The organism is Streptomyces sp. NPDC111628 (assembly GCF_055635195.1).
The window spans coordinates 500,226-519,954 of sequence record NZ_JBVKBZ010000006.1 but is presented as its reverse complement, the minus strand read 5'-3'; the positions used below and the strand labels follow the sequence as shown (position 1 = coordinate 519,954).

The 19,729-nt window shown below is 73.8% G+C and carries 17 protein-coding genes; 8 read left to right on the top strand and 9 right to left on the bottom strand.

Annotation, left to right across the window (positions count from 1 at the left end; translation table 11 throughout):
• Nucleotides 1-5 precede the first annotated feature (5 nt).
• Entirely contained in the window at nt 6-332 is a 327-nt protein-coding gene (locus ACZ7MF_RS31745; RefSeq protein WP_356859888.1) for a TraR/DksA C4-type zinc finger protein, read from the bottom strand.
• A gap of 343 nt (nt 333-675) precedes the next feature.
• On the opposite strand from ACZ7MF_RS31745, the gene ACZ7MF_RS31740 reads away from it, so the two are divergent.
• The 4 genes from ACZ7MF_RS31740 (at nt 676) to secD (ending at nt 5,356) form a co-directional block, all read left to right on the top strand.
• On the top strand, nt 676-1,623 hold the full coding sequence (locus ACZ7MF_RS31740; protein WP_471481704.1) for a HAMP domain-containing sensor histidine kinase: 948 nt from the start codon (nt 676-678) through the stop codon (nt 1,621-1,623).
• Nucleotides 1,624-1,631: 8 nt separating this feature from the next.
• On the top strand, nt 1,632-2,426 hold the full coding sequence (locus ACZ7MF_RS31735) for a response regulator (protein ID WP_471481703.1): 795 nt from the start codon (nt 1,632-1,634) through the stop codon (nt 2,424-2,426).
• A gap of 99 nt (nt 2,427-2,525) precedes the next feature.
• On the top strand, nt 2,526-2,912 hold the full coding sequence (locus ACZ7MF_RS31730) for a hypothetical protein (protein ID WP_471481702.1): 387 nt from the start codon (nt 2,526-2,528) through the stop codon (nt 2,910-2,912).
• An 83-nt stretch (nt 2,913-2,995) separates the two neighbouring features.
• Nucleotides 2,996-5,356 (top strand): protein translocase subunit SecD, encoded by a 2,361-nt coding sequence (secD, locus tag ACZ7MF_RS31725; protein WP_471481701.1) that lies wholly within the window; start codon nt 2,996-2,998, stop codon nt 5,354-5,356.
• A 337-nt stretch (nt 5,357-5,693) separates the two neighbouring features.
• Here secD and ACZ7MF_RS31720 read toward each other — a convergent pair whose 3' ends face one another.
• The gene (locus tag ACZ7MF_RS31720) at nt 5,694-6,533 is read right to left on the bottom strand and encodes a GntR family transcriptional regulator (protein WP_471481700.1); all 840 of its coding nucleotides are present in this window, start codon (nt 6,531-6,533) and stop codon (nt 5,694-5,696) included.
• A gap of 168 nt (nt 6,534-6,701) precedes the next feature.
• On the opposite strand from ACZ7MF_RS31720, the gene ACZ7MF_RS31715 reads away from it, so the two are divergent.
• Both ACZ7MF_RS31715 and ACZ7MF_RS31710 read left to right on the top strand, forming a co-directional pair.
• A complete protein-coding gene (locus tag ACZ7MF_RS31715; protein WP_471481699.1) occupies nt 6,702-7,562 on the top strand; it encodes a (2Fe-2S)-binding protein in 861 nt (286 codons plus the stop codon).
• A 242-nt stretch (nt 7,563-7,804) separates the two neighbouring features.
• Nucleotides 7,805-8,869 carry a DUF2637 domain-containing protein gene (locus tag ACZ7MF_RS31710; protein WP_356859874.1) on the top strand — a complete coding sequence of 355 codons (1,065 nt, stop codon included), beginning with the start codon at nt 7,805-7,807 and terminating at the stop codon, nt 8,867-8,869.
• Between the two features lie 57 nt (nt 8,870-8,926).
• Here ACZ7MF_RS31710 and ACZ7MF_RS31705 read toward each other — a convergent pair whose 3' ends face one another.
• From ACZ7MF_RS31705 to ACZ7MF_RS31695, 3 genes are all read right to left on the bottom strand, one after another.
• Complete coding sequence (locus ACZ7MF_RS31705; RefSeq protein ID WP_471481698.1) at nt 8,927-9,328, bottom strand: ATP-binding protein; 402 nt, start codon at nt 9,326-9,328, stop codon at nt 8,927-8,929.
• 143 nt (nt 9,329-9,471) lie between these two features.
• Nucleotides 9,472-11,214 (bottom strand): pyruvate dehydrogenase, encoded by a 1,743-nt coding sequence (locus ACZ7MF_RS31700; RefSeq protein WP_471481697.1) that lies wholly within the window; start codon nt 11,212-11,214, stop codon nt 9,472-9,474.
• Nucleotides 11,215-11,242: 28 nt separating this feature from the next.
• Nucleotides 11,243-13,111: a protein phosphatase 2C domain-containing protein gene (locus ACZ7MF_RS31695; RefSeq protein WP_471481696.1), complete on the bottom strand. Its 1,869-nt coding sequence runs from the start codon at nt 13,109-13,111 to the stop codon at nt 11,243-11,245.
• A gap of 289 nt (nt 13,112-13,400) precedes the next feature.
• Here ACZ7MF_RS31695 and ACZ7MF_RS31690 point away from each other — a divergent pair, with 289 nt between their 5' ends.
• Nucleotides 13,401-14,384, top strand: coding sequence for a helix-turn-helix domain-containing protein (locus ACZ7MF_RS31690; protein WP_471481695.1), 984 nt, complete (start codon nt 13,401-13,403; stop codon nt 14,382-14,384).
• A gap of 73 nt (nt 14,385-14,457) precedes the next feature.
• Nucleotides 14,458-14,940 (top strand): DUF456 domain-containing protein, encoded by a 483-nt coding sequence (locus ACZ7MF_RS31685; protein WP_471481694.1) that lies wholly within the window; start codon nt 14,458-14,460, stop codon nt 14,938-14,940.
• Here the strand turns inward: ACZ7MF_RS31685 and ACZ7MF_RS31680 are convergent.
• The 4 genes from ACZ7MF_RS31680 to ACZ7MF_RS31665 form a co-directional block, all read right to left on the bottom strand.
• The gene (locus ACZ7MF_RS31680) at nt 14,903-15,487 is read right to left on the bottom strand and encodes a methylated-DNA--[protein]-cysteine S-methyltransferase (protein ID WP_471481693.1); all 585 of its coding nucleotides are present in this window, start codon (nt 15,485-15,487) and stop codon (nt 14,903-14,905) included. The genes ACZ7MF_RS31685 and ACZ7MF_RS31680 overlap by 38 nt on opposite strands.
• Nucleotides 15,484-16,968 (bottom strand): DNA-3-methyladenine glycosylase 2 family protein, encoded by a 1,485-nt coding sequence (locus ACZ7MF_RS31675; protein ID WP_471481692.1) that lies wholly within the window; start codon nt 16,966-16,968, stop codon nt 15,484-15,486. The genes ACZ7MF_RS31680 and ACZ7MF_RS31675 overlap by 4 nt, the downstream gene beginning before the upstream one ends.
• Nucleotides 16,969-16,989: 21 nt before the next feature.
• On the bottom strand, nt 16,990-18,093 hold the full coding sequence (gene rsgA, locus ACZ7MF_RS31670; RefSeq protein WP_471481691.1) for a ribosome small subunit-dependent GTPase A: 1,104 nt from the start codon (nt 18,091-18,093) through the stop codon (nt 16,990-16,992).
• 245 nt (nt 18,094-18,338) lie between these two features.
• Nucleotides 18,339-19,658: a radical SAM protein gene (locus ACZ7MF_RS31665; RefSeq protein WP_471481690.1), complete on the bottom strand. Its 1,320-nt coding sequence runs from the start codon at nt 19,656-19,658 to the stop codon at nt 18,339-18,341.
• Nucleotides 19,659-19,729: the final 71 nt, after the last annotated feature.

Below are 19,729 nucleotides of genomic sequence, written 5' to 3'. Positions count from 1 at the left end.
GGGCGTCAGGTGGCGGCGCGGCGCTGGCAGGCGACGCAGTACCGCGTGTAGGGAAGGATTTCCAGGCGCTCCCCCGGTACGGGCTTGCCGCAGCCCAGGCAGGCGCCGTAGGTGCCGTCCTCGACCCGGGCGAAGGCCTCGTCGATCTCCTTGAGCACCCGCTCGATCGCGGCCTTCTGCGCGGACATCAGCTGGTCGTCCGCCTGGCCGCTCTCGGCGAGGGCCTGCAACTGGGTGACGCGGGTGTTGCGGGCGTGTTCGAGGCGCTGGCGCGCCTCGTGAGCGGTCAGCCGCTCGGGGCGGGGTTCGATGCGGGAGGCGTCGAGCGACACGATGAGTGGTCCTTTTCTCGGAAGGTTCTGCGGGTATGCCGAGTGCCGGGCCGATCGGACCCGGTCATCCTCAACCCTGGCCGGGCCGCCGGGGGAATCCCATCGGGCGCAGGACCCATTTGCCCGGGGGTGCGGGATCCACTCGGCGGTGCGCCGGGGCGGCCATATGGGTATGCCGCGAGCCGGAAATGGGGGTCGGGCCCCATCGACCGGACGGGTCCGCGGGGAGCACGCTGGTCGCTTGCTCGGTCGCTACCTGGGCCGCAGCTCCCACCGAGGGTGCGCGATGACCGACAGTAGAGGCGTACCAAGTCGACACGTCGCCGAAGGAGGCGTACCCCCGGTGTCCCTGTTCTGGCGGATCTTCGGGCTCAACGCGGTGGTGCTGGGCTTCGCCACGGCGCTGCTGCTGTGGGCTCCGGTGACCGTCTCCGTGCCGATCCTGCTGACCGAGGCCGTCGTCCTCGTGGTCGGCATGGGCGTCATGCTGGTGGCCAACGGCGCCCTGCTGCGCTGGGGCCTGGCGCCGCTGGAGCGGCTCACCAAGCTGATGACCACCGTGGACCTGCTGCGCCCAGGCCAGCGGCTGCCGGTGGCCGGCGGCGGTGAGGTCCCGGAGCTGATCCGCACCTTCAACGCCATGCTGGACCGCCTGGAGAACGAGCGGGCCACCAGCAGTGCCCGCGTCCTGCTCGCCCAGGAGGCGGAGCGGCGCCGCATCGCCCAGGAGCTGCACGACGAGGTCGGGCAGAGCATGACCGCGATCCTGCTGGTCCTGGGGCGTGCCGCGGACGACGCCGAGGAGCCGCTGCGCGAAGAGTTGCACCAGGCGCAGGAGATCACCCGGGAGAGCCTGGACGAGGTCCGCCGCCTGGTGCGCCGGCTGCGGCCCGGTGTCCTGGACGACCTCGGCCTGATCAGCGCGCTGTCCTCGCTCACGCACGACTTCGCCACCCACACCGGTCTGCGGGTGGTGCGCCGTTTCGACGCCGATCTGCCGGTCCTGGACCACGAGACCGAGCTGGTCCTCTACCGGGTGGCGCAGGAGAGCCTGACCAACGCCGCCCGCCACGCGGACGCCGAGCGCCTGGAGGTGGGCCTGGCCGGCGCCGACGGCGCGGTGACGCTCACCGTCGCCGACGACGGGCGCGGCATCGAGGCGGCGCACGAGGGCGCCGGCATCCGCGGCATGCGGGAACGGGCCCTGCTCATCGGGGCCGCCCTCGACATCACGTCGGCACCCGGCTCCGGCACCCGCATCCGGCTCACCGCACCCCTCCCCAGGAAGTAGCCCCGACCATGTCCGACCCGTCCCTGCCCGAGCCGTCCGCGCCAAACGCCCACGGCCGCCCCGCCGACGCCTCCACGACGCCCACGACGCCCCAGTCCACGAGGTCCACATCGGCCGCGTCGTCCGCGTACGGCCCGTCCCCGGCGTCCGCCCCGTCGAAGATCCGCATCCTGCTCGCCGACGACCACGCGCTGGTGCGCCGCGGGGTGCGCCTCATCCTCGACCGGGAGCCGGACCTGGAGGTGGTCGCCGAGGCCGGGGACGGCGCGGAGGCCATCGACATGGCGCGGGCGCACGAGGCCGACCTCGCGGTCCTGGACATCGCGATGCCGCGCCTCACCGGTCTCCAGGCGGCCCGCGAACTGGCCGCGCTGAAGCCGGGGCTGCGCATCCTGATGCTGACGATGCACGACAACGAGCAGTACCTGTTCCAGGCGCTGAAGTCGGGGGCCTGCGGATACGTGCTCAAGTCGGTCGCCGACCGGGACCTCGTCGCCGCCTGCCGCGCCGCGATGCGCGACGAGCCCTTCCTGTACCCGGGCGCGGTGACCGCGCTCATCCGCAACTACCTCGACCGGGTACGGCACGGCGAGGAGACCTCCGACCACATCCTCACCCCGCGCGAGGAGGAGGTCCTCAAGCTCGTCGCCGAGGGCCACTCCTCGAAGGAGATCGCCGAGATCCTCTTCATCAGCATCAAGACCGTCCAGCGGCACCGGGCGAACCTGTTGCAGAAGCTCGGCCTGCGCGACCGCCTGGAGCTGACCCGGTACGCCATCCGCGCCGGGCTCATCGAGCCCTGACGGTCCCCCGAACCGCCCGTGGCTCTGGCCGCCCACTCCCCGGCCGGAGCCCCGGGCTCCTCCCTCGGCCCGCTCACCCACCACGGAAGGGAACGGTGCATGCGCCACCGCCTCGCGACGGTGCTCACGGTGCTGCTGACCGTTCTGCTGCCGCTGGTCCCGGCCTGGCCCGCGGCCGGCGCCCGGGTGGGCCCCAGCGGTCCCCTCGCGGCCGCCGCGGCCACGGCCGTGCCCCATCCGGCCCTCGACCTCCACGCGGACGACGGCTGTACGCCGGTCTGCGCCGCCCAGCCCCGGGCCCGGCACGACCACCTGGCCGAGCGCCCGACGGCACCCGACCACCACGCGGCCACCGCGGCGCGCGACGCGGGTGCCGCCCCCGGTGCCCACGCGCGGACCTCGGCCACGCCCGGTCCGGTACCGGTCTCCCCCGGCCGCACGAGCCACGACAGCGGGCGAGCGCCTCCCGTCTCCTCCGGCAGCTGAGACGCACACCCCGACCACCCGTCACGTTCTTCCGCCGCGGCCGCGCTCGGCCGCCGCCGCGGCGTGCCCGCCGGAGGCCTGTCTTGAAACGCTCCCGTCCCCCTTCCCGCTCCCGTTCCCGTACGCGGTCCCGTTCCCTGAACGTCCGCGCGCTCGTCGCGCTCGCCGTGATGGCCGGGGCCGTGGCTATCGCCCTTACCATGCCGGTCCGCCTCGGGCTCGATCTGCGCGGCGGCACCCAGATCGTCCTGGAGACCAAGTCCACCGAGACCACCAAGGCCGACCGGGAGGCCACCGACCGCACCGTGGAGGTGCTGCGCGGCCGCATCGACGCCCTCGGTGTCGCCGAGCCGACCATCGTCCGCTCCGGCGAGAACCGCGTCGTCGTCGAGCTGCCCGGCGTGCAGGACCCCAAGAAGGCCGCCGACGTGCTGGGCCGCACCGCGCAGCTCACCGTCCACTCGGTGCTCGGCCCGGCGGAGAACCCCGCTGCCAAGGACGGCGAGCGGGTGCTGCCGGACGAGTCCGGGCAGTCCCTGCGGCTGAAGGACGCCACGCTGACCGGGCAGGACGTGAAGGGCGCCGACGCCCGCTTCGACCAGCAGGGCGGCGCGGGCTGGCACGTCACCGTCGACTTCAAGGACGCCGGCAGCGACCGGTGGGCCCAGGTGACCGGCGAGGCGGCCTGCCATCCGGCCGGTGATCCCCAGCGCAGGGTCGCCATCGTGCTCGACGACAAGATCATCTCCTCTCCGCAGGTCGACCCCTCCGTGGCCTGCGGGGCGGGCATCACCGGCGGCTCCACGCAGATCACCGGGTCGTTCGACGACACCGAGGCCCGCGAACTGGCGCTGCTCATCAAGGGCGGCGCCCTGCCCGTGCCGGTCGAGACGATCGAGCAGCGCACCATCGGCGCCACCCTCGGCGACGAGGCCATCTCGGCGGGCGCCTGGGCCGCCGTCATCGGCACCGCGCTGACCGCGCTGTTCATCATCGTCGTCTACCGGCTGATGGGCGCCCTCGCGACGGTGGCCCTGCTCTGCTACGGCCTGATCTCCTACGCCGCCCTGGCCGCGGTCGGCGCGACCCTGACCCTGCCGGGCCTCGCGGGCTTCGTGCTGGCGATCGGCATGGCGGTGGACGCCAACGTCCTCGTCTTCGAGCGGGCCCGCGAGGAACAGGCGGCCCGGACCCGTCCCAGTACGCGCTCCGCGCTGACCGCCGGTTTCCGCAGCGCCTTCAGCGCGATCGCCGACTCGAACATCACCACGCTGATCGCCGCCGCCCTGCTGTTCTTCCTGGCCTCCGGTCCGGTCAAGGGCTTCGGCGTCACGCTCGGCATCGGTGTGCTGGCCTCGATGGTCAGCGCGCTGGTGATCACCCGGGTGCTTGCCGAGTTCGCCGCGAGCCGCCCGGCGGTCTTCCGTCGCCCCCGTATCACCGGCATCTCCTCGACCGGCCCGGTCCGTGACGCCCTGCTGCGCCGCAACCCCTTCCTGATGCGCCGGCCGCGCCGCTGGCTGGCGGCCTCACTGATCGTCCTCGTGGTGGCGGGCTCCGGCATCCTGGTGCGGGGCCTGAACTTCGGCATCGAGTTCACCGGCGGGCGGCTCATCGAGTACTCCACCGCCACCCAGGTCGATCCCGACCGGGCGCGGGACGCCCTCGCGGACGCGGGCTTCCCGCGCGCCGTCGTCCAGTCCTCCGGCGACGGCGACCTCACGGTGCGCACGGAGGAGCTGACCGACGCCGAGGCGGCGACCGTCACGAAGGCCGTCGCCGAACTGGGCGGCGAGACGGAGAAGGTGCGCGACGAGCTGATCGGCCCGAGCCTCGGCGAGGAACTGCGCCGGGACGCCCTGATCGCCCTCGGCCTGGCGCTGGCCGCGCAGCTGGCGTACCTGGCGGTCCGGTTCCGCCTGCTGTTCGGCACGGCGGCGGTCGGCGCACTCGCCCACGACGTGGTCATTCTGGTCGGGGTGTTCGCCTGGCTGGGCAAGCCGATCGACGGGGTGTTCCTGGCCGCGCTGCTGACCGTGATCGGCTACTCGGTCAACGACTCGGTGGTGCTCTTCGACCGCATCCGGGAACTGCTGGGCAAGGAGCGCAAGACACCGTTCGACCGGCTCACCAACGACGCGATCCTGCAGACCCTGCCGCGCACGGTCAACACGGGCATGGGCGCGGTGCTCATCCTCGCCTCGCTGGCGGTCCTGGCCGACGACTCGCTCACCGACTTCGCGCTCGCGCTGCTGATCGGCGTGGGAGTCGGCACGTACTCGTCGGTCTTCACCGCCTCTCCGCTGGCCATCGAGCTGCACCACCGCGACGCCGGTCTCCGCACCGGGCGCCGCAAGGGCGGCAGGACCCGCGCCACGGGGAAGTCCGAGAAGCCGGGTAAGCAGGTACCCACGAGCCGCACCGAACGGCAGGAGGTCCGCTAGCGGCGGGGCACACAGGTCCGGGCCCCTCGCTCAGGGGCGCCCGGGCCCGAGGCGCACCAGGCCCGGAGCGCGCCTTCGTCCGGGCTCCCGGCTCAGGGACGCCGCCCCGGGAGCCCGGCCCAGAGAACGCCCGGCACACGACCGGCCCGAGGCACGTCCCACCCGAGGCACGCCCGATCCGAGGCACGTCCGGTCCGGGCGCCCGGGCGAAGGGCGCCGTGTGTCCTAGCCCGCGGCGCTCGCCGCCGCTGCGGGCAGTCGTGCCGCTGGGGCGGCACGGGTGGGCGCAGCGGCACCCGGCAAGCGCCGGCGAGCGCACCCACCCCGGGCCTTCGGCTCACGGCGTGGCCGTGAAGTGATCCCCGACCAGGGCCCGCACCGCGTCCGGGTCGCCGGCGATCAGCGCGTCCAGCAGCGCGGTGTGCTGGTGCGCGTCGGCGACCAGGTCGGCCCGGCCGCGCACGGAGGGCGAGCCGGCCGGCGGCCACTGGGCGCGGCGGTGCACGTCACCGGCGATCCGGACGAGCTGTTCGTTGCCGGCCAGCGCGAGCACGGCGCGGTGGAAGGCGCGGTCGGCCTCGGCGTAGGTGGCCGGGCAGCCGGAGGACGCGGCCCGGACGGTGGCCTCGGCGAGGGGGCGCAGCTCCGCCCAGTGCTCGGCGGGGACCGTACGGGCCAGCCGGAGCCACACCGGGGCCTCGATCAGGGCCCGGACCTCGGCCAGCTCGGCCAGCTCGCGGTCACCGCGTTCGAGGACGCGGAAGCCCCGGTTGGGGACGACCTCCACGGCGCCCTCCAGGGCGAGCTGCTGCATGGCCTCCCGCACGGGTGTGGCCGAGACGCCGAACCGCTCGCCCAACACCGGCGCCGAGTAGACCTCACCGGGCCGCAGTTCACCGGTGACCAGCGCGGAGCGCAGGGCGTCGAGGATCTGCCCGCGCACGGAGGAACGCTGGACGAGGGCGCGCGGGCGGGGCATCGGCGGTTCGCCGTGGGTGTGCTCGCCGCGCGCCGAGCCGTCCGGCTCCCCACCGCGGAGGGCCCGGTCCCGTGCCCTGTCCGCCGCTCCCGGCTGCACCGGGATCCGCACCGCTTCGGCCGCCGCGCCCGTACTCGCGCCCGTACCCGCACTCGTACCCGCACCCGTTCCTGCGGCGCCCTGCGCGCTGTGCTTCACGGGTCCTCCTGCGGGACGTGTCGGTACTTGGGGTCATTACGGCGGGTTGTCACCTGTCCGTCAAGCACCATAAGCGCAGGGGCCGTCAGTTCAAATCCCGAACAGGTTGGGTAAGGTAAGGCTTACCTCTAAGCAGCCCGTTGTCCCGACGTGGATCGGTGGTCCCGCATGCCTGTCGCCCGCACGGCCCTCACGGACGCCTACGCGCGCCTGTCCGAGGTCCTCCCCGGGCTGGGCGTGAGCGAACTGGCCGCGGCCGACGAGATCCCGACCGGCGACGGCTGGGTCACGGCCGCCTCCCTCGCCGCGGGCGGCGCGGAGCTGGCGGCCTTCCTCGCCTGGGACGAGGCACAGGTGCTGCGGGACTACGGACAGCGGGCCCGGCCGGACGTGATCGCGAGCTTCGGCCTGCACCGGTACGCGTGGCCCGCCTGCCTGCTGATCACCGTGCCGTGGTTCCTGCACCGCCGGGTGCCCCGGCACCCCGCGGCCCACGTGTCCTACGACCGCACGGCGGCCGGGCTCCCCCTCGGCCGGATGGCCGTGCGTGCCGCGTCCTTCGCCTGCCTCCCCGGCGACTCCGCCGCCGGTCTGCCCGGCGCCCGGGTGGTCGCCGACGAGGAGGCGCTGCGCGCCGAGCTGCGGGCCTCGGTCGCCGAGCACCTGGAACCGGTCCTGGCCGGATTCGGCCCCCGGATGCGGCGGCGCGGACGCGCCCTGTGGGGGATGGCGACCGACGAGGTCGTCGAGGGCCTGTGGTACGTCGCCCATCTGCTCGGCGAGCAGGAGCGGGCGCGGCACGAGCTGGAGCTGCTGCTGCCGGGCGCGACCAAGCCGTACGTCGGGGACGCGGCGTTCCGTGAGCTGAAGGGGCCGGACGGCACCCCGCTGCACACCCGGGACCGGGCGAGCTGCTGCATGTTCTACACCCTGCGCCCCGAGGACACCTGCACCACCTGCCCGCGGACCTGCGACGCCGACCGCGTGGAGAAGCTGCTCGCCACCGCGGGCCGACCGACCGTCGGCTAAGATCATCCGCGTTGTTCCACAACTCCCCCACACATGGCGGGAACTTTCCGTGGAACCACCCGTACGGGTAGTCTTAATCGAACTCAACTCCCGCCCCTCACGCGGCAGTTCGAGCAGAACGCCGCCCTGGGCACCCCCTCTGCACTCCCTTGGCGGCCTCTTGCCCCGAAACCCCCTGAGGGCCGCTGGGTTTGGGCCACCATGGCGGGCGTTACGCCCTATCCCACTGCAAGGGACCCCTGATGAGATTGACCGACATATCGCTGAACTGGCTGCTTCCGGGCGCCGTGCTGCTCCTGGGCATGCTGGCGGCGGTGGCGGTGCTCGCGCGCGGCAAGCGTTCCTCGGGGAAGGACGCGGGCGCGGACGACTCGTGGGAGCGCATGGAGGAGCGCCGCCGGCGCAAGGAGGCCCTTTACGGCACCTTCTCCTACGTTCTGCTCTTCTGCTGTGCCGCGGTCGCCGCGGCGCTCTCCTTCCACGGTCTGGTCGGCTTCGGCGAGCAGAACCTCGGCCTGAGCGACGGCTGGCAGTACCTGGTCCCGTTCGGGCTCGACGGTGCGGCGATGTTCTGCTCCGTCCTCGCGGTGCGCGAGGCCAGCCACGGTGACGCGGCGCTCGGCTCGCGGATACTCGTGTGGGCCTTCGCGTTCGCCGCGGCCTGGTTCAACTGGGTGCACGCGCCCCGCGGCCTGGGGCACGCGGGTGCCCCGCACTTCTTCGCGGGCATGTCCCTGTCGGCGGCGGTGCTGTTCGACCGGGCCCTGAAGCAGACCCGCCGGGCCGCCCTGCGCGAGCAGGGTCTGGTGCCGCGTCCGCTGCCGCAGATCCGCATGGTCCGCTGGCTGCGCGCGCCCCGCGAGACGTACCGCGCCTGGTCGCTGATGCTCCTGGAGGGCGTGCGCAGCCTGGACGAGGCGGTCGAGGAGGTGCGCGACGACCGGCGCCAGAAGGAGGAGAAGAAGCTCCGGCGGCGCGAGCAGGAGCGGCTGGAGCGGGCGCAGCTCAAGGCGATCAGCCGGGGCCACGGCCACCGCGGCTTCCCCGGGCGCGGCGGCCGTCAGGTCGAGGTCGAGGTGCAGCAGGTCGAACGGGGCTCGGAACGCGCTGCCGCGGAGCCTGCCATATCGACCCCGGAGCAACTGCCCGCGGCGAGCCGGCGGCCCTCCCTGCAGCCCGTGCGGAGCGGGTCTGAGCAGATGTCCGTCGACACCGTCGACCTCACCGCTGAGGACGACACCCAGGCCCTGCCCCGCCTGGACTCCCTGGAGCGCAAGCTCAAGGACCTGGAGCAGCAGTTCGGCTAGGCCGAGCGCGCACCGTATGTGATGCCGATGGCCCGAGGCGCCGGTCTCCCCGGCGCCTCAGGCCGCTTCCGCGTCCGCTTCCGCGCCCAGTTCGAACCAGACCGACTTGCCCACCTCGCAGGGCCGGACGCCCCAGTCGTCGGCGAGCGACTCGACCAGGACCAGCCCTCTGCCGTTGGTGCTCTCGTCCCGCTGCGGTGCGCGCGGCCGGGGTTGGCGGCCCCGGCCCACGAAGTCCCGTACCTCGACCCGCAGGGCACGCGGCCCGACCGTCGCGGTCAGGACGGCGCCCTCGTCGGTGTGCACAAGCGCGTTGGTGACCAGCTCGCTGGCGAGCAGCTCCGCGACCTCCGACTGCCCGGGCCCGCCCCAGTGCCGCAGCAGCTCACGCAGCGCCCGCCGGGCCTCGGGCACCGCCCGCAGATCCGCCCGGCCGAGCCGCCGCCTGAGCTGTGGCACCGCCTGCTCCTTCATGTCCCCCGTCGGCGCGCTGATGTCGTCTCCCCCCGTCTGTCCCGCTCCGGTCGAACAACTTCACGGGGAAAGCCTTGCCCGTTCGGGCCCCCGGCAGTCATCCGGTTTCGGCCGGGTCGTCGGTCCGGTCACGGGCGGGGGACGTTGCGCAGGTTGGAACGGGCCATCTGGACCATGCGTCCGACCCCGCCGTCCAGGACGATCTTCGAGGCGGACAGGGCGAAGCCGGTGACCATGTCGGCGCTGATCTTCGGCGGGATGGACAGGGCGTTGGGGTCGGTGACGACGTCGACGAGGGCGGGGCCCTTGTGCTTGAACGCCGCCTTCAGCGCCCCGGCCAGGTCCTTGGGCTTCTCCACCCGGACACCGAAGACGCCGCAGGCCTCGGCGACGGCGGCGAAGTCGGGGTTCTTGTTGGCCACGCCGTGCGAGGGCAGGCCGGCGACGAGCATCTCCAACTCGACCATGCCCAGCGAGGAGTTGTTGAAGAGGACGACCTTCACCGGGAGGTCGTGCTGGACGAGGGTGAGGAAGTCGCCCATCAGCATGGTGAACCCGCCGTCGCCGGACATCGACACGACCTGCCGGCGCCGGTCGGTGAACTGGGCGCCGATCGCCATCGGCAGCGCGTTCGCCATCGAGCCGTGGGAGAAGGAACCGATGATGCGGCGGCGTCCGTTGGGCGAGATGTAACGAGCCGCCCAGACGTTGCACATCCCGGTGTCGACGGTGAACACCGCGTCGTCGTCGGCCATTTCGTCCAGCAGGGCGGCCACGTACTCGGGGTGGATCGGGACGTGCTTGTCGACCTTGCGGGTGTAGGCCTTGACGACGCCCTCCAGCGCGTCCGCGTGCTTCTTCAGCATCCGGTCGAGGAAGCGGCGGCTCTTCTTCTCCTTCACCCGCGGGATCAGGCACCGCAGCGTCTCCCGCGCGTCGCCCCACACCGCGAGGTCCAGCTTGGAGCGCCGCCCCAGGCGCTCGGGCCGGACGTCGATCTGGGCGATCTTCACATCGTCCGGCAGGAAGGCGTTGTACGGGAAGTCGGTGCCGATCAGGAGCAGCAGGTCGCACTCGTGGGTGGCCTCGTAGGCGGCGCCGTAGCCGAGCAGTCCGCTCATGCCGACGTCGTACGGGTTGTCGTACTGGATGAACTCCTTGCCCCGCAGGGCGTGCCCGACCGGTGCCTTGAGCTTCCCGGCGAACTCCATGACCTCGGCGTGCGCGCCCGCGGTGCCGCTGCCGCAGAACAGGGTGACCCGGTCGGCGTCGTCGATCATCCGGACCAGCCGGTCGATCTCCTCGTCGCCGGGCCGGACGGTGGGCCGGGAGGTGACGAGCGCCGTCTCGGCGGCCTTCTCCGGGGCGGGCTCGTCCGCGATGTCGCCGGGCAGCGAGACGACGCTGACGCCGCCCTGGCCGACGGCGTGCTGGATGGCGGTCTGCAGCAGTCTCGGCATCTGCTTCGGACTGGAGATCAGCTCGCTGTAGTGACTGCACTCGCGGAACAGCTGGTCGGGGTGGGTCTCCTGGAAGAAGCCGAGCCCGATCTCGCTGGACGGGATCTGGGAGGCGAGGGCGAGGACGGGGGCCATGGAGCGGTGGGCGTCGTAGAGGCCGTTGATGAGGTGGAGGTTGCCGGGACCGCAGGAACCGGCGCACGCGGTGAGCTTCCCGGTGATCTGCGCCTCCGCCCCGGCGGCGAAGGCGGCGGTCTCCTCGTGCCGCACGTGCACCCATTCGATGCCGGAGTGGCGGCGCACGGCGTCCACGACCGGGTTGAGGCTGTCCCCGACCACTCCGTAGAGGCGCTGGACCCCGGCGCGGGTGAGGATGTCGACGAACTGTTCCGCGACGTTCTGTTTGGCCATGGGTCCAGCTATGCCACAGCGAGCGGTCTCACGCCTCCCAAACGGCGGCGGCCGTACGGTCGTCCGCGTATCCCTTGACCCGTACGCCGCTGTCCGCGAGGAACTCCACCGGTCCGGGTGCCGGGCGGCCCGCCCATCGCCGCGCGAGGAGTTCGCCCAGGTCGGGCTCGCTCAGCAGTGGCTCGGCGAGGCCCGCGGTGCACATCAGGAGCACATCACCCGGGCGGGCTACGGAGGCCCGGAAACGGAAGGGCTCGCGGGGCGTCCCGGCGGGCGGGCCATCGTACGGGCCCGGGGGCGTGGTGATGCCGAGGTCCATGGTGAGCCGGTCGCCCTCGGGCGTCTCGCCGGGCGCGTCGCCCGGTGCGCCGTGGGGCCCGGAGCCGAAGCCGAGGACGGGCTCTCCGGTCACGTCACCGGCGTCCGGCTCCATGTCCTGCCAGGCGCCGTCGCGCAGCCGGAGCAGTCCGCCCGCGCCGACGCCGAAGAACACCCGCGTGCGGCACCCGGGGTCGGCGGGCAGCAGCAGGCAGCGCAGGGTGGCCGTGTACTCGTCCGGGGCCAGGCCCTGTTCGGCGGCGCCCGCCCGGAGCCGGCCGAGGCTGCGGTCGGTGAGGCGGTGCAGGCCGGACTTCAGGTCGCCGCGCCGGGCGGCCCGCAGGTCCTCGGCGAGCCGGGCGTGGCTGCGGCCCACGGCCCGTCCGATCCACCGGCACACCTCGGCCGCCGCCCGGTGCGCCCCGGCGGTGGCCCGGGCGCCGGTCGCCATCGCCACCAGGACCAGCGCCTGCTCGCCCGCGCCGAACCGGGCGACGAGCAGCGCGTCGCGCCGCGGCTCGCCCCGGTACCGCGCGGAGTCCCCGCGCACGGAGACCGCCCGCAGCGTGCACGTCCCGTACCGGGCGCCCTCCAGCACGGTGTCCGGGACCAGCCCTTCGAGGCCGTCGGGATCGGCGGGCGGCAGCGCGGTGGGCTCGGCGTCGTAGGTGGGCGGCCCGCTGCCGACGTAGTCGCGGTCGGCGTCCGACGAGGGGAGGAAGGGCGGCGGAAGCGGCGGCAGGTCGGACACCGTCGGGGTCGGCGGGACCGCCTCGGGCGGCTCCCTGAGGTCGGCGGCCCCGGACCCGGACGTGGTCGGCCCACGCGGATCCGGCCGCCTCGGCGCGGGGGGCCGCCCGGCACCGGACGCCGGGAACGACACCGGACCGGCCCGCCCGGCACCGGGCGCGGTGGGCGGCACAGGACCGGACTGCCCGCCCCCCGACCACACCGACCCCGCCCCCGGCGACACGGGACCCGACGAGTCACCCGGCGGCGGAGTTCCGGCGGGCGTGGGCCCCGGCGCGTCCGGCGCGCCCGTGTCGCCGGGGTCGGGACTCCCGGCCGGAAAGCTCCTCGGAGCGGCGGATGTCGCGGACGGAGGCTCCCAGGGAGCCCGGGGCCGGGACGGCCCGGCGGCCCGCGGGGGCCCACCGTCCCCGGGCCCGTCGTCACCCGCCCCCGGGGAGCCCGGAGGCCCGTACGGGCCGCGTTCCCCCGAGCCGTTGCCCGGTCCCGGTAGGTCCGCGTGCTGCGGCGGGGCGCTGCCCCGTGGGGCGTCGTCCCCGGTGCGGGGGCCGGGGACGGTGGCGGGCGGGGTCCTGGACCACCAGGGCCGTCCCGGTTCCGGCGCGGTCGGGGACGGTGGTGGCGCCGGGTGCGTCGGCTCGCCGGGGCCGGGGGCCGCCGGTCCGCGGGCCAGCGTGTCCGACGCCGAGGCGAAACGGTCGTCCAGGGAATCGGGTGCGGCCGTGGGGCCGGTGTCGTCGGTGGAGTCGTCGTACAGCTGCCCCCACCAGTCGTCCTCAGGTCCGGTGGGACCGGCGGGACCGGTGGGCCTTCCCCCCTGCTGACTCATGCTCCTGATTGTCCACCGATGGGGCCGGATGAAAACGGGGCATCGGGAAATTCGGGGCGGACCGGCGTGCGCCGGGCGGCGTGTCGGGGGACGCGTCGAACAGTTCTCCGAGGTGGGGTGGCCGGGCGGCCCCACCCCCCACGGGAGGACCGCCCGGCGACGCCACCTTGGCAGAGTGACCGGCGGTACGGCGATGATGTCCCGAGGCGGGTTTGCGCCGTGGCCGTTTCCCGCCACGGACGTCCGCGCAGGTGGAGGTGGGCATGGTTCTGGGGAGGGGCGACACCTGATGCTGGGAGTGCTGGGGCTGGAGGACACGCACGAGGCGGCGTACCGGGCGCTGGTGTCGGTGGGCGCGGCCGACGTACCGGATCTGGCCAGGCGGCTGGCGCTCGGCGAGCAGGACACCGAGCGCGCGCTGCGCCGGCTGGAGCAGAACGGGCTCGCCGCCCAGTCCTCGGCCCGCCCGGGACGCTGGGTCGCGGCCCCGCCGGGTGTCGCGCTGGGCGCCCTGCTCACCCAGCAGCGGCACGAGCTGGAGCGGGCGGAGCTGGCGGCGGCCCTGCTGGCGGAGGAGTACCGGGCGGCGGCGGCCGAGCCCGCGGTGCACGACCTGGTGGAGGTGGTGACCGGCGCCGGGGCCGTCGCCCAGCGCTTCCTCCAGCTCCAGCTCGGCGCGAGCGAGGAGGTGTGCGCCCTGGTCACCGACAAGCCGGTGGCCGTGACCGGCATGGAGAACGACGCGGAGGAGCAGGCCACCGGGCGCGGTGTCGGCTACCGGGTGGTGGTCGAGCGGTCGGTCCTCGACCTGCCGACCGGCATCACCGAACTGACCGCCGCGCTGGGCCGCGACGAGCAGGTCCGGGTCGTGGACCGGGTGCCGACCAAGCTGATCGTGGCCGACCGCTCCCTCGCCCTGGTCCCGCTCACCGCGCGCTCCTCGGAGCCCGCCGCGCTGGTGGTGCACGCCAGCGGTCTGCTCGAACTGCTGTCGGGCCTGTTCGAGGCCGTGTGGCGGGACGCCCTCCCGCTGCGTCTGGGTGGCTCCGGCGTGACCGAGCAGGCCCCCGACGGCCCCGACGACACCGATCTGGAGATCCTCTCCCTGCTGCTCGCCGGGCTCACCGACGCGAGCGTGGCCAAACAGCTCGACCTGGGCCTCAGGACCGTGCAGCGGCGGGTGAAGCGCCTGATGGAGCTGACCGGGGTCACCACCCGGCTCCAGCTGGGCTGGCACGCCTATGAAAGGGACTGGGTGGCCAGAAAGCACTGACGAAGCACTGACGAGACCTCGCCCGCCGGGCCGGAGTTCTGCGGACCGGGCCGGACTCCTGCACCCTGGACAGATGGGAGCGTGGGACCTCCTGCTGGCCGGCCTGGTGATTCTGCTCGGGCTGTGCGGCGTCCTGCTGCCCGGCGTGCCGGGGTCGTGGCTGGTGTGGGCCGGGGTGCTGTGGTGGGCGCTGAAGGATCCGCAGCCGCTCTCGTGGGCGGTCCTCGTGGGTGCCACCGTCGTGCTCCTGTTGTCCCGGGCGGTGCGCTGGGCGCTGCCGACCCGCAGGAAACGCCGGGACGAGGCCATGCGCCGGCTGACGGCGTACGCGGGCGCGGGCGCCGTCCTCGGCTTCGTCCTGCTCCCCGTGCTCGGCGCGATCCCCGGCTTCATGGGCGGCATCTACCTCGCCGAGCGGCTGCGGCTGGGCCGGCACGGCGAGGCGATGGCGTCGCTGCGGACGGCGATGCGTCAGGGCGGCGCCGACCTGCTGACCGAGCTGTTCGCCTGCCTGCTGATCACCGGGGCGTGGCTGGGAGCGGTGCTGGCCGGCTGAGCGGGGCGCCCTCCAGCGACAGCAGCCGCGTCTTGCGTTCCAGCCCGCCCGCGTACCCGGTCAGGGAGCCGTCGGCGCCGATCACCCGGTGGCAGGGGCGCAGGATCAGCAGCGGATTCGCGCCGATCGCACCCCCGACGGCGCGTACCGCGGGTCGCGAGGCCCCGATGCGCGCGGCGATCTCGCCGTACGTCGTCGTCGCCCCGTAGGGCACGTCGTCCAGGGCGGCCCACACGCGTTCCCGGAAGGCAGTGCCCTCCGCGCGCAGCGGCAGCGAGAACTCGGTCAGCTCCCCGGCGAAGTAGGCGCCGAGCTGCTCCTCGGCCGCCCGGAAGGGCCCGGCGTCGTGCCGCCACCCGTCCCGGACGCTCCGGCCGCCCTTCTGCCCGGGTACGGACAGGGAGGTGAGCGCGCCGTCGGAGCCGGCGGTGAGGAGCAGCCGCCCGACGGAGCTGTCGACCTCGTACCAGTACGTCTCGGCGGCGATGCTCGTAGTCACGGTCGTGGTCGTGGTCGTGGTCTCGGTCTCGGTCGTGGTCGTGTTCATCGGTCGTTCTCCCACTCTCCTGCTGCGCGCAGGTGGTTCAGTGCGTACGAGCGCCAGGGGCGCCAGGTGTCGGGGACGGCGGAGCCCGGCGGTGCGACGTCCGGGTCGCCGAGGGCGCGGGTGCGCACGACGGCGACGGTACGGGCGTCCAGGCCGGGCACCGCGAGCAGCGCGCGCTCGGCGTCGTCCCGGTCGGCGCCCGGGTCCAGGCGTACGGCGCCGTCGGCGAGGGCGGCGGCGAGCGCGCCCGGGGTGCCGTGCGGCGCGGCCCCGGCGAGGACGGCCGGTTCGGGGAAGAGGTGGGTGAGGGTGCCGCAGGGCGCGTCGAGCGCCTTGCCGTACCGCTGGACGAGCCGCTCGGCCTCCGTGCGCCCCACCAGGGCCCGGACCGCCAGTTCCTCGGGGTCGGCGGTACCCGGTGAGCGCAGCCCGGGGCGGGCGGCGACCAGCGGGGCGAGCCGGGGGTCGGCGCCGAGCCGCTCGTCGACGGCGTACGGGTCGGCGTCGAGGTCGAACAGCCGCCGCAGCCGCTGTACGGAGGTGGTCAGGTCGCGCAGGTCGGTGAGATGGAGGCGCGCGTCGAGCCAGCCGCCACTCCCGGTGCCGGACGGTCCCGGCCGTTCCTGGACGGCGACGATCCCGGTGCCGTACGGCAGGCGCAGGGTGCGCCGGTAGAGGCGGCGGCCGGGGTCGCCGCTCACCTCCTCGACACCGGCGACGGCCTCCCGCTGGAGCAGGTCGAAGACGGGGCCGGGCTGGTACGGGCCGCGGTGGGCGAGGCGCAGCGGGACGCCGGCGGAGGGGGTGGCCGTGCGCCGGGCGGCCCGGTCGCGGGCCGGAGCGGCGGCGCGCAGCTCGCTCGGGGTGGCCGCGTACACGGCCCGGATGGTGTCGTTGAACTGCCGCACGCTGGCGAACCCCGACGCGAAGGCGATCTCGGTGACCGGCAGGCCGGTGGTCTGCAGCAGGACCCGCGCGGTGTGCGCCCGCTGGGCGCGGGCGAGGGCCACGGGCCCGGCGCCCACCTCGGCGGTGAGCTGCCGCTGCACCTGGCGGGCGCTGTAGCCGAGCCGTCCGGCGAGCCCGGCGACGCCCTCGCGGTCCACGACACCGTCGCCGATCAGCCGCATGGCCCGGCCGACGACGTCGGCGCGGACGTTCCAGTCCGCGGATCCCGGCACGGCGTCGGGGCGGCACCGCCGGCAGGCCCGGAAGCCCGAGCCCTGCGCGGCGGCGGCCGTCGCGAAGAACCGCACGTTGCGCCGCTTCGGTGTGACCGCGGGGCAGCTGGGCCGGCAGTAGATGCCGGTCGTCTCGACGGCGAAGAAGAACGCGCCGTCGAACCGGGCGTCCCGGCTCCGCACGGCCTCGTACCTGGCGTCCTCGCGCGTCTTCGCGTACTCCGCTGTCTGCACTGTCTGTGGTGTCACGCTGTCCAGTCTCCGCCAGACCGGAGCACCGGGCTGGCGGAAATCGGACATCGCGTTGGAGTGGCCGGCGGGCTACCTGAGGCCACTCCTCTTGGCCTCCATCGCCGCCTTGCCGATGGCGCCCCGGCGCTTCCACTCCTTGCGGATCTCGGCCCGCAGCCGGGCGTCGGTCTTGGCGACGATGCGCTGGTTCTCCCGCATCAGCTTGCGGTAGCTCTCCAGCCGCCGCTCCGGCAGCTCACCGCTGTCGAGCGCGGCGAGGACGGCACAGCCCGGCTCGCTCTCGTGGGCGCAGTCGTGGAACCGGCACTCCTCGGCCAGCTCCGCGATCTCGGCGAACACCTGGTCCACCCCGCTGCCCGCGTCCCAGAGCCCGACGCCCCGCAGCCCCGGGGTGTCGATCAGCACGCCCCCGCCGGGCAGGGCGAGGAGGTTGCGGGTGGTGGTGGTGTGCCGGCCCTTGCCGTCGACGTCCCGGGTGGCCTGCACGTCCATGGCGTCCTCGCCGAGCAGGGCGTTGGCGAGGGTGGACTTGCCTGCGCCGGACTGGCCGAGCAGCACGGCGGTGCCGTCGGAGACGACGGCGGCGAGCACGTCGAGCCCCTCGCCCTGCTCGGCGCTGACGGACAGCACCGGCACACCGGGCGCGGCGGTCTCCACGTCCTGGACGAGGTACGCCAGGGTCACCGGGTCGGGCACGAGGTCGGCCTTGGTGAGGACGACCAGGGGCTGTGCCCCGGACTCCCAGGCGAGGGCGAGGAACCGTTCGATCCGGGCGAGGTCCAGCTCGACCGCGAGCGACACGGCGACGATCGCGTGGTCGACGTTGGCCGCGAGGATCTGCCCCTCGGACCGCTTGGACGAGGTGGAGCGCACGAAGGCGGTACGGCGGGGCAGATACGTCCGTACATAGCGCGGGTTGCCGCCCTCGGGGTCGACGGCGACCCAGTCGCCGGTGCAGACGACGCGCAGGGGGTCGTGCGGCGTGACGAACGCGGTGTCGGCGCGCAGGACGCCGTCCGCAGTGACGACGTCGCACTGCCCGCGGTCGACCCGCACGACCCGGCCGGGCAGCAGCCCTTCGGCGGCGTACGGCGCGAACGCGTCGGCCCACGCGTCGTCCCAGCCGTAGGAGGACAGGGCCGAGTAGGCGGAGGGGGAAGACGTGGAAGTCAAGGGGTGACCCTTCAGGGTGCGGCCCCGGCGCGAGAACTCAGGGAGCGGCTGAGATCAGCCGGTGGCCACGGAGGTGGACTCGATGGACTCCTGGATGCGGGCAGCGCCCGTCACAGTGACAGCCATTGGTCGACACCTCCTCAGCAAGATCCCTGTCGGCGGCCGCTTGGGCCGCCGCTCGAACACCGGTCACTTTAGCCGCGCGCCGAGGGGCCGCGCCACCGAATAACCCACGAACCGTCCGCTCAGACCTCCACCGGCGCGTCCTCCGGCAGGCTGTCCATGAAGGAGCTGACCGAGAAGACCGCGTTGCCGGCGCCGGGCGGGCCGTAGCCGGGGGGCGAGGAGAGCCCGTAGTCCTCCATGGTCTGGCGGTAGGCCTGGAGCAGGCGGATGTGGTACTCCAGCGGGGCGCCGTCGGGGTTGGTCTTGCCCAGCGGGGTGGTGGGCTCGGGGCACCAGGTGGTGAAGCGGGGCGTGATGCCGTGCGACATGAAGAAGCGCAGGCCCTCGGTGGTGGACTCGATGGCCTCGTCGACGGTCTTGAAGCCGAAGGGCTCGGCCATCTCGACGCCCGCGACGAAGTTGGGGATGACGTTGCGCGCGCCGAAGACCTCGGTGGAGTCCAGGATGCGCTTGTGCCACTCGTCGCGGCCGACGTAGCGCTCCTTGCCGGGGCAGTACATCTTGAAGAGGTACTCGTCCCACACCTCGAAGTTGGGGTGGTAGATCTGCACGCCGTAGTCCTTGAAACGCTGAACGTCCGGCTTGGGCAGGGCCTGGGCGACGACCTTGCCGATCCAGCGGCCGGGGAAGTGCTCCTCGATGGCCTTGGCGTACCGGCCGTAGAAGTCGGCCTCGTCCAGGCCCTGGACCTTCGAGGTGATCGCGCCGCCGGTGAGCGTGTACGCGGTGGAGATCTTGGCGGTGTCGTACTTGTTGATGATCTCCAGGGCCTCGAGGACCTCGTCGACGTCCTTCACGCCCGTGTACGGCCGCCCGGCGGCCTTGTGCTGGCGCCAGTTGTGGTTGATGTCGCAGTACTGGCACTCCTCCTTGGCGCCGAAGTACTGGCAGACGCGGAAGGCGGTCAGGTAGATCAGGTAGCCCCACTGGATGGTCGGGGCCACCTCCATGACCGACTTCCCGTTGGAGAGCTTGTGCCGGTAGTACTCGGGCATGGGCGGCACGCCGACGTCGGCGATGCGCTTGCCGTCCAGGTAGAGGCCGAGGACGCCGTCCCCGTTCGCGGCGACGCGGTAGGGCGAGGCCGGGTTCACGCGGACCGAGACGACGGTGCGGCGCAGGTCGTAGGGGCCGCCGGTGAGGATGATCTCCTCGGGCGGGCGGCGCAGGGCGGCCTCGCCCAGCTCGGGCAGGGTGCCGTGGTCGAAGGAGAAGATGAAGTACGACTTCGGCTTGACCTCGCCGTCCTCGTTGTCGCTCAGCGCCGAGGGGTCGAAGGCGACGCCGCCGCGCAGCAGGTCCTCCTTGAAGACGGCCTCGCGCGGTACGTGCGGGAACCGCTCCATCAGATCCTCGACCAGCGCGGTACGGCTGTCCATCCCGTGTCTCCTCCCGGGTCCGGCGTTCGACTTCTCACGGTATGCCCCCGCGGGAAAGGCTTCCCGCCCGG